The sequence below is a fragment of the Aliiroseovarius sp. PrR006 genome, from assembly GCF_010500215.1.
Classification (GTDB): Bacteria; Pseudomonadota; Alphaproteobacteria; order Rhodobacterales; family Rhodobacteraceae; genus Aliiroseovarius.
In genome coordinates, this window is sequence record NZ_JAAGOY010000007.1 from 903,766 (window position 1) to 917,684 (window position 13,919).

Annotated in this window: 11 protein-coding genes and 1 tRNA gene; 1 reads left to right on the forward strand and 11 read right to left on the reverse strand. The window is 60.3% G+C overall.

The window, feature by feature from the left end; genetic code table 11:
* Nucleotides 1–215 precede the first annotated feature (215 nt).
* From G0Q00_RS12910 to G0Q00_RS12940, 7 genes are read right to left on the reverse strand one after another with little or no spacing between them, the layout of a single operon-like run.
* The gene (locus tag G0Q00_RS12910) at nt 216–1,364 is read right to left on the reverse strand and encodes an ABC transporter substrate-binding protein (protein WP_239058437.1); all 1,149 of its coding nucleotides are present in this window, start codon (nt 1,362–1,364) and stop codon (nt 216–218) included.
* Between the two features lie 32 nt (nt 1,365–1,396).
* Nucleotides 1,397–2,464 carry a branched-chain amino acid ABC transporter permease gene (locus tag G0Q00_RS12915; protein WP_163039936.1) on the reverse strand — a complete coding sequence of 356 codons (1,068 nt, stop codon included), beginning with the start codon at nt 2,462–2,464 and terminating at the stop codon, nt 1,397–1,399.
* Nucleotides 2,465–2,466: 2 nt separating this feature from the next.
* Complete coding sequence (locus tag G0Q00_RS12920; protein ID WP_163039938.1) at nt 2,467–3,381, reverse strand: branched-chain amino acid ABC transporter permease; 915 nt, start codon at nt 3,379–3,381, stop codon at nt 2,467–2,469.
* Nucleotides 3,378–4,124: an ABC transporter ATP-binding protein gene (locus tag G0Q00_RS12925; RefSeq protein WP_163039940.1), complete on the reverse strand. Its 747-nt coding sequence runs from the start codon at nt 4,122–4,124 to the stop codon at nt 3,378–3,380. Before G0Q00_RS12925 ends, G0Q00_RS12920 begins: the two co-directional genes overlap by 4 nt.
* The gene (locus G0Q00_RS12930) at nt 4,124–4,828 is read right to left on the reverse strand and encodes an ABC transporter ATP-binding protein (protein WP_370458569.1); all 705 of its coding nucleotides are present in this window, start codon (nt 4,826–4,828) and stop codon (nt 4,124–4,126) included. The genes G0Q00_RS12925 and G0Q00_RS12930 overlap by 1 nt, the downstream gene beginning before the upstream one ends.
* A gap of 47 nt (nt 4,829–4,875) precedes the next feature.
* Complete coding sequence (locus tag G0Q00_RS12935; RefSeq protein WP_163039944.1) at nt 4,876–7,002, reverse strand: hydantoinase/oxoprolinase family protein; 2,127 nt, start codon at nt 7,000–7,002, stop codon at nt 4,876–4,878.
* A 26-nt stretch (nt 7,003–7,028) separates the two neighbouring features.
* A complete protein-coding gene (locus G0Q00_RS12940; RefSeq protein WP_163039946.1) occupies nt 7,029–8,780 on the reverse strand; it encodes a hydantoinase B/oxoprolinase family protein in 1,752 nt (583 codons plus the stop codon).
* Nucleotides 8,781–9,052: 272 nt separating this feature from the next.
* On the opposite strand from G0Q00_RS12940, the gene G0Q00_RS12945 reads away from it, so the two are divergent.
* Nucleotides 9,053–10,006, forward strand: coding sequence for a helix-turn-helix domain-containing protein (locus tag G0Q00_RS12945; protein ID WP_163039948.1), 954 nt, complete (start codon nt 9,053–9,055; stop codon nt 10,004–10,006).
* Nucleotides 10,007–10,125: 119 nt separating this feature from the next.
* Here G0Q00_RS12945 and G0Q00_RS12950 read toward each other — a convergent pair.
* The 4 genes from G0Q00_RS12950 to G0Q00_RS12965 all read right to left on the reverse strand — a co-directional run bounded on the left by G0Q00_RS12950 (nt 10,126) and on the right by G0Q00_RS12965 (nt 13,871).
* Nucleotides 10,126–10,201: transfer RNA gene (locus tag G0Q00_RS12950), tRNA-Thr, on the reverse strand.
* 141 nt (nt 10,202–10,342) lie between these two features.
* A complete protein-coding gene (locus G0Q00_RS12955) occupies nt 10,343–11,818 on the reverse strand; it encodes a heme biosynthesis protein HemY (protein WP_163039949.1) in 1,476 nt (491 codons plus the stop codon).
* 10 nt (nt 11,819–11,828) lie between these two features.
* Complete coding sequence (locus G0Q00_RS12960) at nt 11,829–13,061, reverse strand: COG4223 family protein (RefSeq protein WP_163039951.1); 1,233 nt, start codon at nt 13,059–13,061, stop codon at nt 11,829–11,831.
* A gap of 117 nt (nt 13,062–13,178) precedes the next feature.
* A complete protein-coding gene (locus G0Q00_RS12965; protein WP_163039953.1) occupies nt 13,179–13,871 on the reverse strand; it encodes a uroporphyrinogen-III synthase in 693 nt (230 codons plus the stop codon).
* Between the last annotated feature and the right edge of the window lie 48 nt (nt 13,872–13,919).

Below are 13,919 nucleotides of genomic sequence, written 5' to 3' on the forward strand. Positions count from 1 at the left end.
TAGATTGACTGCCCTCGGGCTTCGGGCAAGGGCAGTCCGCTTTGCCTTATAGATCAACATGATCGCCGAGAAGCATTGGCAACTCAGATTGGTGCCGACCGACCCAAATCAACCGCTGTTTCTGAGATCGTTTTCAGCGTTCAGATCATAGGAAAGACGCCCCTCATATCACATGAGAGACGTCTAGGTTTGCTATCTGACTAGGATGGTCCAGATTAGTTCAGCAAGACCTCCAGCGGAACCGGAGTACTGATCCTCCAGTTGCCAGCCACCCCGGGGGTTCCATCCTTGATTTCAATGATCTGCATCTCGGCAGAGTTCTGGTGGTGGATGGCATCAGAGAAGCTGCGCGGGCCGAACGCCGTGGGTTCGTCGCGCATCTTCTCAAGCTCGGCGGTGACAGCCGCACCATCAAGGCTACCAGCTCGCTCGACCGCTTTGGCCCATAGGTCGATCAGGATATAGCCCGGATAGGCGTATTGGCTGGCAGGACGGCTGCCGGTCGCTTTCTCATAGGCCATGTTGAAGGCTTCGACGTCCGAGCGCGGATCATCGCCATAGATCGAACCCTGCACGGGCACCACGAAACCAGACAGGTTGGGCGTGGCGTCCAGCCAATAGGAGCCATCGACAGCCGAGCCGTTCAGGATCAGCGAGTTGATCCCCGCGGCACGGATCTGCCGCACAGCCGAGGCTGCGCCGGGAATATAACTGCACAGCATGATCACGTCCGGTTCAGTCTCAAGCGCCTTGATCCGGGTGATCTGGCTGGCGATCGAAGCATCACCGTTTTTGAAGGTGTCACGCCCGACGATGTCGCCACCGGCATTGGGGAACATCCAATCAAAGCCTGTGCATATGCCTTTGTTGTACTCGATCGTGGTATCCAGCAGCACATATCCGGTTTTCGCCCCGCGTTCGCCTAAGGACCACTCGGCCATGGTCGCGCCTTGCACCGCTGCCAGCACCGAGGCCGAAAAGCTGTTTGGGCCGACGCCTTGAATGCCCGCCTTGATGTCTTCCGCGCACAGGAAGAACGAGTTCAGTCCAGCCCCCTCGGCCGCCAAGGCCGCCGGTGCACCGAAGTCATAGTCGCAGTTGACGACCAGCATATCGGCGCCTTCGTCGATCAATTGCAGACCGGCGCTTGCGGACTGGGCCTGATCGGATTTGGTATCAGCTTCGATCCAAGAGATGTGGCGCCCCAGCAACCCACCGGCGGCGTTAATCTCGTCAATCCGAATGCGGGCGGCCGTGGTGGCGGGTGTGTCATAGGCCTCAAGCCAGCCTGACTTGGCGATGGCAAAGCCGACGGTGATATCGTCTGCCAGACCTGCACCAGCCGTTGCGAGGCTTATAGTCATAGCGGTTGCTAAGCATTTCATAGGTTTTCTCCTCAGTTGGTAGATTGTGGTTCTTGTTTGGAATGTCGTACGCGCCACCTGAATGCGGGCAGGCGAAGCTCGCGGCCACCGGTCAGGCCGGTTGGGCGGATGATCAGCACCAGGATCATGATGATGCCGATCAGGATTTCCTGAGCGCCGCTGGGCAGCGCAAAGCTGGCGCCCCCGATATCAATCCCGCGCTCGAAGCGGACCAGCCCTTCGATCAGCACAGACAGGACCAGCACACCGATCACGGCGCCCGATAGGCTGCCAATGCCGCCGACGACCAGCATCGCGAGGGTGATGAAGGTGATGCCAAGGTAGAAGCTGTTGGGGTTCAGGACGCCCAAGGAATGGCCCAGAAGGACGCCCGAGACGCCGGTGAAAAAGCCCGAGAGCACCAGTGACAAAAGCCGGTGGCGGTACATGTTCACACCAGACGCCGCTGCGGCGACTTCATCTTCACGGGTTGCCCGAAGCGCCAGTCCCGAGGCTGAGTTGGCATAGATAGCAGCAGCAGCCACCGCCACACAGGCCCAGATCAGCGTGACCCATTCATCTGCGTAGCGGTCCAAACCCACGACCGAAGACGTCGCGCCCGTCACACCCTCCCAGTTCGAATAGACCGTGTTCACGATGGCGAGGAAGGCGAAGGTGGCGATCGAAGCCGCGATGCCCGACAGACGCAGGATGGCCGCGCCCACGATCAGGGCGACCAGAGCCGCCAGCAGACCCGAGACCACCGTGGCAGGCAGATGTGGCCACTCAGCTGAAGCCAACCAAGGCGGCAGGTCGGGCAGGAACATGCCTTTCATCTGAGGGCGCAGCGTTAGCCACGCGGAACAATAGGCTCCGATTGCCATGAATCCGGCGTGCCCAAAGCTGACCACGCCTGAGTTTCCGACGAAGATCCACAGCCCGACCACGAAGGTCACTCGGATGAGGGTTTGCGCCGCCATGCGTGCCAAGGACTTGTCGCCCGTGGCCGTGATGATCAGTACAAAGGCCAATAGGATTGCGATCAGGATGACAGGAGTGGTCAGTGCGCGAAGTCGGTTCTGGCGGTGTGTATCCATCATGATTAAACCCTCGGCTTGGCAGAGGCCGATGCGAACAGACCCTGCGGACGAAGCAGCAGGCTGACGATCACCAGCGTGTAAAGGAAAGCGTCGCGAAACGGTCGTGCCTCAAGCGGCAAAGCGGCTTGCAAGACGACCGACACAGCCCCGATCAGGAAGCCTGCCGCAACCGCGCCGGGCAGTGATCCAAGCCCGCCGATCACCGTCGCAATAAAGGCCACAAGCATGATCTGCCCGCCCATTCGGACATCCGCGACACCGGTCTGGGTGACCATGATCATCGCCACAGCTGCGGCCATCGCGCCGGACAGGGCAAAGGCTCCGGTGATCACGACATTTGCGCGCACCCCCAAAAGCCGTGCCATGGTAAAATTCTCGGCCGCGGCGCGCATCTCAAGGCCAACGCGGGTTTTCTTCAACAAAAGCGCCAGCACACTGACCACCAGAAGCGTGGTGATGATGACGATAAGCTGCAACAGCGGGACAGACGCGCCGACGACTGAGACCGGGGTGTTGAGGTCAGGCCACAAGCTGATTGCCTTGGGCCGACTGCCATAGACCGCCAACAGGGCGTTCTGTATGACAAAACCAAGTGCAAAGGACGAGATCATCATCGCAACCGGATTGGCGTTGCGCAATTGTCGGAAGACAACGTATTCCGATGCCACCGCGATCAGCGCCCCAAACGCCAGCAGGACAGGGATAAGCAGGATCGCGGGCGCCTTGCCCAAGAACATCACCGCCACTGCATCCGACGACGGCACGATCAAGGCAAAGACGCAAAAGGCGATGTATTCACCGTGGGCAAAATTCACCAAGTTCATCACGCCGAAGATCAGCGCGATCCCCAGTGCCGCCATGGCATAAATCCCACCCAGCGAGGCCGCATCGAAGAACAGCTGAGGGACAGCATTCATAGTGCTTCCTCCGTAGATTTGGATTGATCGGCCTGACCGAAATAGGCTTCTTTCAGAAGGTCACGCTCGGCGAACTCGGCCGCGTCGCCGTCTCCCACCACCTGACCACCACGCAGAAGCACCATGCGCCCGCCAACCCGTGCCGCCCGGGCCGAGCTTTGCTCGACGATCAGCAGCGTCAGGCCGCGCTCCTGTTGCAGGGCGACAAGCGTGTCGTAAACTTGGTCAACGATGTTCGGCGCAAGCCCCAGCGAGGGCTCGTCCACCATCATGAGTTTCGGGTTGGTCATCAGCCCACGCCCGATGGCCAGCATCTGTTGCTGCCCGCCCGACAGCGCCCCGGCATTGGCATGGCGGCGTTCACCCAAGATGGGAAAGGCGTCGTAAATTTCGGCAATGTCACCTTCAATGGCCTGTTTGTCGGCGCGGATACCGGTGCCGACGCGAAGGTTTTCCTCGACGGTCAGGGTGCTGAAGATATCGCGCCCTTCAGGCACCATCGACAGGCCGTATCGCGCAATCGCCTCGGCGCTTTTTCCGGTGATGATGTCGCCGTCCAGCTCAACCCGCCCGTGGCTGCTGGACACAGCGCCCGCGATGGCCTTGAGCAGCGAGGATTTTCCCGCGCCATTGGGCCCCGACACGAACAGGCGTTCACCTTCCTGAAGGTGCAGCGTCACCCCGCCAAGCGCCGGAACTTTGCCATAGCGCACTTCAAGGTCATATACTCCAAGCTTGGTCATCACGCGGCCTCGCTATCGGCGCCAAGATAGGCATCGCGCACTTTCTGGCTGGCCAAAATCAGCGCGCGGTCGCCTTCTTCGATCACCTGCCCTGCGTCGAGGACATAGACGTGGTGCGAGACGCTAAGAACCAGTCCAACATTGTGTTCGATCAGCAAAACACCGATGCCCAGCTCGTCCGCGACGCGTTTGATCAGCGTGGCCAGATCGGCGGCCTCGGCTTCGGACATGCCCGCCGCCGGTTCGTCGAGCAGAAGGAAGCTGGGGGAGAACATAAGCGCCCGGGCAATGCCGACGCGGCGCTCATCGGTGTAAGGGAGCCCCGCTGCGGGTTGCTGGGCCAGATGGAGGACGCCCATCCAGCTAAGCAACCGCAATGCCTCGGCTTCCGAGGCCGCGCGGGTGTGCCCCAGCCCAACGCCGGTGACAGCAAGGTTGTCCAGAACGTCCAGACCGGTAAACAAGCGGCCAGCCTGAAAGGTGCGGGCCACGCCCGCCCGGCGCAACTGGTGCGGCGGCAAGGTACCGACATTCCGGTCCCCAAGGGTCACAGTGCCCGAGGTCGGTGCTTGAAACCCGGTCAACGTGTTGACCATGGTGGTTTTACCGGCCCCGTTCGGGCCGATCAGCCCATGAACCGCGCCCGGGGTGATCGTCAGTGTGACATCGGTCAGGGCTTTGAACCCGCCGAAGGCCACTGTCACCCCGGACGCCGCCAGGGAGGAACCCGTTTCTTTCCGCCGCGCCATCTTCAGACCTCGGCCAGTTCTTTGATCTGTTCCAGCGGGCCGCGATCGGTTTCCGCATCCGCAGTCAGAACGTAGACGCCAGTGTCGTGCAGGTTCACGGTCCAGCCGGGCTCGACCACGATGGTGGTCGTGACCTCTTCGATCACGGCAGGACCATGCAGCGTGTCCCCGGCGCCCATCGCAGACCCGTCATAGACTGGTGTGTCCTGCGCGATGCCATCGGCATTGAACACCATCGGGCGGGTGTCCTTCAGGGTTTCGTGCGCCCCTTTGCCAGCAGCAATGGTCATGCGTTCAGGCTTGTCCACGTGACCGGCAATCGTGCTTTCCACGTTGACGATCTCGACCGCGTTATGCGGTTCGTCATAGGTGTACAGCTCTTTGTGACGGGCGTGGAACGCGGCCTTGATGTCTTCGATCGTGGCTTCCGTCACCTCGAACGGATCAATCTCGACCGTGCATTCATGCACCTGACCGACATAACGCATATCAAGCGACCGACGGATCGAGATGCGGTCTTCTGAAAAACCGTCACCCGCCAAATCAACCCTGCCCCGCGCCTCGAGCGAGGTGAACAGATCGTCCAGTTTCTTTGCAGCAGCAGCCCCCTCAAGACGGATCGGCGCGGGCGCCATGTAGTTGTATTTGACGTCCGAAATGATCTGCCCATAGGCGCATAGCCCCGAGGCCAGTTTCGAGATCAGAACCTTCGAGATCCCCATTTCACGCGCCAGTGCGGTGATATGCGCACCCGTGGCACCACCAGCGCCCATCAGCACGAAATCACGCGGGTCGTAGCCCCGTTCGACCGACACCCGGCGGATGGCGTTGACCATGTTGTTGTTAACGATGGTGAACATGCCATAGGCGGCTTTTTCGACGGAAATGCCCAGCGGGTCGGCAAGGTTCGTCTTGATCGCGCCACGCGCCTTGTCGATGTCCAGTGGAAGACGCCCGCCGACCAGCCCGTCTGCATTCAGATAGCCCAGCACAAGGTTGGCATCTGTCGTCGTCGGGTTCTCACCGCCCTGGCCATAGCAGGCAGGCCCAGGTTCCGATCCAGCCGATTGCGGCCCCATCTGCATCAGGCCCATCGAGTCGATCCAGCCGATCGACCCGCCACCCGCGCCCAAGGTTTCCACCTGGATCATCGGGATACCGATACGATAGCGCAGGAAATCGATGTTCTTGTTGACGTTGGCCTGCCCGTCCTTGGTCAGGGTGATGTCAAACGAGGTGCCGCCCATGTCACAGGTGATGATGTTTTTGTCACCCCAAGGCTCGGCCACGTCCAGTGCCGCTTGTGGTGCAGATGCCGGGCCAGAGTTGATTGCATAAACGGATTGATCCGACACCACTTTGCCCAGCGCCAGCCCGCCATTGGACTGGAAGTACCGCACCGGGTGCTGACTACCCAATTCACGGAAATAGGCGTCGATGGCTTCGACATAGCGTTGCAGGATCGGCGCCAGATAGGCATTCACGATGGCGGTCGAGGTGCGGGTGTACTCGCGCACCTGCGGATACAGCTGGCTACCCACGGTCAGGCGCACATCGGGCATCATCTCGCGGACGATCTCGGCGGCGCGGTTTTCGTGGTCGGGGTGCAGCACTGACCAGACAAAGCTGATCGCAACCGATTCAACGCCTTCAGCGATGAAGTAACGGCAGGCGTCGCGCACGTCTTCCTCGTTGATCGGTGTCTTCACCGACCCGTCTGAAATCACCCGTTCGCTGACACCTTTGCGCAGGTGGCGCGGCACCAGCATGGTCGCGGGCGGATAGTCTGGGTCATAGCGATAGCCGTCTTCCTTGTGACCCAAGCGGATCTCGATCGAGTCCTCATGCCCCTTGGTGGCAATCAGGCCGGTTTTGGCCCCGGTATGGGTGATCAGCGCGTTCAGACCGACCGTGGTACCGTTGATGCACAGGTCCGAGTTCGACACGATTTCCTGCGCCGTCAGCCCGGTTTCTTCAGTGATCAGAGCCAGACCATTCTTGATGGCCTTGGTCGGCTCGGTTGGGGTCGACAGAACCTTGAAGATCCGTGTCCCGCCCTTTTTGTCGGCAAGAATGAAGTCAGTGAATGTGCCGCCGGCGTCGATGCCCAGACGATATTGGGTTCGCATAGTATTGTTCCTTTCAGTCAGGGGCTTCAGGCCGCGGCGCGGGCTTTGGCTGTGGCGTCTTCGTCGATGGAAAGTGTGTCGGCGTCGGCAATGATCACGCCGTAATCCAGCCGCGCGCCTTCGATGGACACGAGGCCATTGCGGACGTCCTCGACCACCTTCAGGGGATCGCGTTCAAACGGGTTGCCAAAGCCGCCACCGCCGGGGTTCAGGTTGGCGGCGATCTCGCCGGGTTTGATGGTTTCGATCACGTTGTCGGTGATGATCTGGGTTTCGCCATCGCGGGTGATCTCAAGACGGCCAACCTTCTTGTGGACCATTTCGGATTTTGCCCCGGCGGCCCCCATGGCCGGAATGCGGCGCCCTTCGCCGAAGGTGACCAGCGTCATGTCGGTGTCCAGCGGCTCGACCGCCCAGCGTGTGCCGGATCCGCCGCGGAACTTGCCCGCGCCACCGCTGTCCTCCATCAGCCCATATTCGTGGATGATGATCGGATAAGAGTGCTCGAGCATCTCAATGTCGCCCGAGGTCAGTGCGCCAAAACAGCACTCCGGTCCGCAGGCGTGCCAGCCATCTTGGCTTGCCGTGGCGCCCGCGCCTGAGATGATCGAGGCCAGCACCATAGTGACGTATTCTTCGTCATGGCGGCTATCCCACCCGGCAATGTTACACCCGTTGGCATGGCCCCAGCTGGCAGACACTTTGTCAGGCGCGGCCTGTTCAAAGGCCAGCCGCACCGCGTCGGTCAGCGTTTCCATTGGCGTGGTGGTGCAGTTCATATGCGGCGCGGGCGACTGCGCGTTGCACAGGGTGCCCTTCTTGCCCATATCGACCGTCACGTTGCGATACAGCCCTTCGTTATAGGGCGGCGGCAACTGGGCAAACATCATCAGGCCCAAGTAAACACCTGAGTAGCTGTTCCCCTCGTAAGAGTTGATGAAATACGGAATCTGCGGCGGGCTTTCGATCTCGATATGGCAGCTGTCACCGGTGATCGTCACCGCCGCGGTGATGTCGAAATCACCAAAGCCGTGACCTGCATCTTCCAGAATGGCGGTCCCCGAATAGGTACCGTCAGGCACCTGACTGATCAGGCCGTTCATATGGGCGTTGGCCATGTCCAGCAGTTCGGCAATGCATTCCTGCACCACGTCCTTGCCGTATTTGTCCATCAACGCAGTCAGGTTGCGCGCGCCAACCTGACACGCTCCGATCAGCGCATTGAAGTCGCCTTCCTGATCGCGCCGCGCGCGCATGTTGGTCAGCAGCATGTTCATGATGTCATCGCGCGGAACGCCCTTGTCCCACAGCTTGATCGGCGGAATGCGTAGCCCTTCGGCAAAGATCTCTTTGGCTTCGGGGTTGTAGCCCGCAGGCACCGGCCCGCCGATGTCCGTCAGGTGCCCCTTGCAGACCGTCCAGAACACCAGCTCGCCTTCATAGAACACCGGGTAATACATGCAGGTGTCGATGATGTGGCTGCCACCATAGGCGGGATCATTGTGTAGGATCAGGTCGCCTTCATGGATGTCACCCTCGAAGAAATTGGCGACTGACTTCATCGCCGGGATCAACGATCCAAGGTGAATCGGAATATCCTGACCCTGCAAAATCATCTCGGGTGTGTGGTTGAACAGCGCCGTAGAATAATCATGCGCCAAATTGAAAACCGAGCTGCGCGCGGTCTTTTCTAGGGCCAGCGTCATTTCGCGCTGAGTGGTTTCCAATACGCCGCGCACCACCGAAAGCGTGATGGGGTCAACTTGTCTATTAGCCATTCGTTCTGGTCCTTTGCATGGGCGCAAAGGGGCCGCCTGATGAGAGCATCTGACCTCTCGATCCGGCGTGCTCCTCCTGCACGTCGAACTTGTGATCCCAGCTTGTCGCGACTTGTCGGGATCGTCTTGACGCTAAGTGCAGAAGCGTTTGCAACTTTGTGCAGAACAATTTGCCGCTCAGCGCAGAACCGTTTGCAGCAGAGTGCAGAACATCCAAATTCCTTTGTTTTATAGGGAGGCTTGGCTATGGTCAGGCTTGGGAGGAGACGCATATGACCGCCGAGTTCACATTCTCGACGGCCACGACAGAGCCGCAGCACCGCTCCAGTAAATGGAACGCGGTGGTAAACGATGCGTATTTTCCACTGGAACTTCAGTTCCGTGATCCCATCCATTTCAATGGGCAGCTGAGCCGGATGTCGATGGGGCATGTCGGCCTGTCCCGGCTGACGTCTGATCCGCTGAGTTACGAGCGGCGGCGCGCACATATCCGTGAGGCGCGGGAAGAAGAGTATTTAATCACCCTGCCACGCGCGACATCGGTCGAGTTCCGCCAGTTGGGGCGCGAAGTGCGGTGCGATCCGGGCGGCTTCATCCTTGAACGCGGCGACGAGCCATATCGGTTTCTCTATGAAAACCCCAATGACCTGTTCGTCCTGAAGGTCGGGCGCAAAGCGCTGGAAGAGCGTGTGCGCCAACCCGACCGCTTTTGCGCAAAAGTGTTCAATGCAACCTCTGGCACGGCTGGCTTGTTCGCCTCGATGGTGGATCAGGCCCAGTCGAAGTTTGCGGATTTCGGAGCGGCTGCGGGTGAAACCGTGGGGCGCCAGCTTTTGGAACTGCTTGGGCTTGCCCTTGACGAGACGGTCGACGCAAGTTCAAGCAATCTCTCTGCAGTTCGCACCGCACATATTTCTCGGGTCGAGAAATTCATCCGCGAGAACCTGAAAAACCCGAACTTGTCCCCCGATCTGATCGCCGAAAGCTGCGGTATCTCGAAGCGCTATCTGCATGACCTGTTCAAGGATGTGAATGGCACGGTCAGTCAGCAAATACGGGATCAGCGCCTGATCGCAGCGCGGGATCGTCTGGCCTCTGCGCCCGGGCTTCCGATCTCGGAAGTATCCTATCGTTTTGGCTTTTCAGATCAGGCGCAGTTCTCGCGTTTGTTCAAAACCAAGTTTGGGATTACGCCATCTGCCTTCAAAGCAGAGATCAGCGGATAGCTTTCCGGATCTCTGAAAGCGATCAGAAAAACCGATTGTTCGGGCTGTGGACCAAAGGCCAATCTTACCCTGAATAATCGCACGAATGCGCACAACGTCAGATCTGTTTTGGGAAGGGGTGGTGCCGCTGATAGGACTTGAACCTACGACCCCATCATTACGAATGACGTGCTCTACCAGCTGAGCTACAGCGGCCCACATGTTGCCGGGCGATTTCCGCCCCGCAGCGTTGGGGGTTTTAGACGCGACACGATCTTTGCGCAAGCGAAAACAATGCGTCTGATCTGACCGTCAGATTATCAGGCGACACCAAATTCGCGCCGCCCGACTTGAGTGTTATGCGGCGGGTTTATCATCCGCCTCTTTCACGACTTCACCGTCCAGAACCGCAGGTTCGCCGCCCAGCTCTTCCGCATCCTCAACTTCGGCCACGGGGGCGTCGCCAACCACCAAGGGCAGCATCTCGGCGCCTGTCGGAACGGCGCCTTCAGCTTCGGGCGCTTGTTTCCATGCAAGCGTGTCAAACCCATCGCAGTTGTTGCAGACCGGTAGCCACGCGGCATGTACGTGGTTGCAGCTTTCGCAGACCCACTGAGGTCCACGCGGTGCGGTCACGGCGCGGGCCAGCGTGGCGCGCACATCGTGGCCCGAGGCGCCCTCGCCCCGCTCAATCGCCGCCAGCAGCGTCAGCGCACGTTGGGTGGGCATCGCGTCCGGAAGATCGCCCAGCGCGGTGCGGGCGGCGGGATAATCCTCGGCTGTGATGTTCAGCTCGGCCAGCAGCATGCGGGTTTCCGGGTTGCCGTCTTGATGCTTAGTCAGGGCACGGAAGCGCTTGATCCGCTCGGCGGGCGTTTCGTCCGACGCAATATCAGCAAAGGCCGCGGCCAGATCCGGGTGGGGCTGCGCCGACCATGCTTTGACCAACACGCGCGAGGCGTATTTCGGTTTGCCACCCGCAATGTACCCACGTGCGGCCATCACGGCAGCGGGGACCAAATCGGGCGACAGGCGGTTGGCTTCGATCGCAGCGACACGCGCTTCGATCGGGTTGCCTTCCTTCATCACACCCTTGGCTTCAGACAGAGCCAGAACCGCATCGCGGCGCTTGTGCACGTCACGCGGCAAGGCGCCGTATTTCAGCTTGGCCCCCAGCGTCTTGCGCGCACCGGCCCAGTCGTTGTTCTGCGCCTGAAGACCCAACAAAACGTCCTGCGTTTCCGCGTGGCGCGGCTTCAGCGCAAAGGCTTTCTCGGCCAGCTTCATCGCGGTCTCGGTGTCACCCTCTTCCAGCTTCTGCTTCATGATCCCGCGCACACCGACAAACTGTGTGCGTTCATCCTTCAACAGCCGCTTATAGACCTGAGCCGCCTTGCGCTTGTCGCCCGACATCTCGGCCGCTTGCGCAGTCAGCAGGTTGGTCAGCTCCGGGCGGCGCAGATACTTTTCAGCCCGGGCGGCTTTCGACATCGCGGTCGAGCTTTCGCCCGAGGCAATCGCCATCATGCCCTCGGCCAGCGCCTCGTAGCCCTTACGTTCACGCGAGCGGTCGAAATAGCGGGAAATCGCGGTTTCGTCGCCATTCACGAAGCGCACAAAGGCAACCAGCAGCCCAAACACGATCAGCGCCAGCCAAATCGCGATCACCAGAAGCACCCCGGCGATAACGGCCTGTAGGGGCTCCATGTTGAATTCAGTCCCGCCGATGGCAATGCGCACGCCACCTTCGGTTTCCATGAGGATCCCAGCGCCCACTGTCAAAAGTGCAATCGCTGCGATGAAAAGGACAATCTTAATCAAAGACCAAAGCATCGGCGGTTCCTCAGTTCGTGTTCATTTGCTGGGACAGATCGGCTGCTGCGGCCAAGGCATCGCGGCGCTGCGTAGCACTTGCGATCCACGGGGCCAGCGCTGGCTGTCCGGCGTCGGGCATCGCGGCCAGTTCCGTCAACGCGGTGTCCAGCTGCCCAGCTTTCAATGCCGCTTCGGCGCGCGACAGGATGGCGTCAGGATCGTCGCCCTCTTTCGGTTCCAACGACCGGGTGCCCAACTGGGTGCGGAAGAATGCAGACACCCGATCCATTTCGCCCGCTTCCACAGCGGCGCGGATGGATGCATCCAGTGACGCGCGCGCAGCTTCCGGGAAGCTGGACTGGAGCGTTTGTTGGGTAGCGACACCATCTGCCGCAATAGCCGACAGCGCGTCCGGCGCGGCAAGGCCTGCATTCTCGGTCAGATCAAACAACGCGTCCCCAAAGGGCTGGCCGGTTTCAAGCGCCGCATGCACCCGCGCCATTGCGGCGCGTGCAGCCGCCGCACGTGCGGTTTCAGCAGCGGAAACTTCCAACGTCTGCGCGTCTTCTTTTTGGCTGGTGATGCGCGCAAGCTCGGTGTCCAGCATCTGGCGCATCTGCTGCAATTCACGCTCATACGCAGCCGCAGCAGCCGCAGCCGCTTCCATGCCCGAACCCTGAGGCAGTTTCTCGACTGTGTGAATACGGTTCTCAAGCTCGTCCAGCTTGGCGGTCATGCCGTCAAGCTGCGTGCGCAACTGGTCCATCGTGCCTGCGGTCTCGTCCCGCAGCCGATCCAGCCCATCATCCGCGGCCAAAGCGCTCAGGCTGTCGCCCTGCGCGGCTGTGTTGCTTTCCAGACCTGCAATCCGGTCCTGAAGCGCGGCCATCTCGGCGACCATCGGGTCCTCAGAAGGCTGCCCAAACGGCCATTGATCGGGGAAGCGCGCGGCGCCAAATCCGATGGCAGCGGCGACTGCGCCGCCCAGAAGCAGTAGCACAAAGCCGGACCCGCTTTTCTTGGGGGCTGCGGAAACAGGGGTTGGGGTGGGCTCTGCCGGGGCTTCAACTTCTTCAGGAGCCTCCTCAGCGGTATCTTCTTCTTTCGGCGGTTCTTCGCCATCAGCCGCCTCGACGTCATCGGTTCCCGCAGTTTCATCCTGCTCGGACTCCGGTTCGCTCACGTCCTCGGTCGGGTTGTCAGGAGTCGTATCCTGTTCCTCGTCCAGCTTGGTTTCTTCAACGACAACGGCGTCTTCCACCGTTTCCGCCTTTGCCTTGGCTGTTTTCGGAGACTTGGCCAATATAACGAACCCCTCGAATCTTGCTCTAAAATGCTGCAGCTGCGTAGAACAGCCTATCGCTTGCCTTGTTACTGCTCAAGCGACGTGACCGCCCAATGCTGCGACAATCCCGCTCACCATCGCATCACCCGTAGGGGTATCGGCGATTTTTGCAGTGTTGCCGGTGGTCGCATGCCATTCCGCTGCAACCGCATCGCTCATACCAATTACGTGGAGGTGCCGGCCCGGTTTCGCAATGGCTTCCCCAACCAAACGCGCCGAACGGGGTGAAAAAAGGGGAAGCAGGGCGGGGTCTTCCCCTTCCAATGCGGCGCACGCCTGTTCGCTCAGGGGCTGCGCTTCCTGCGCATAGACCTGATGATCGCGACACGACAGCCCCGCCGCAGTCAAACGGGCCGAGATATCGACCGCTTTGTGCGAGCCGCAGAGATGTACATAGTCGGCAGGCCGTGTGCTCAAATCCTGCAAAAGCGCTTCTGCATTTATCGCGACGGTCTGAATCTGCGCACCTTGCGCCTGTGCCGCTTCAGCTGTGCGACTACCGACGCAATGGGCGGTGATGCCGGTCAAGTCCCCACGCACTGCATGTTCCGAAGTCAAGATGACCTCAACCTCAGTCAGCTCGGGCCACACTCCAACAGGCTGAATCTGCAAAATCGGCGAGATGACATGCGGCACGTCCCGCCCCATTGCCGCTTCGACTTGCATCAAAAACCGGTGCGCCGCCGCCTCTGGGCGCGTCAGGACAAGGATCGGGAGCTTGGACATATAAAGAGGCCGGGATTGTCTGCGAACTATCTAGGTGTTACCCCCAAC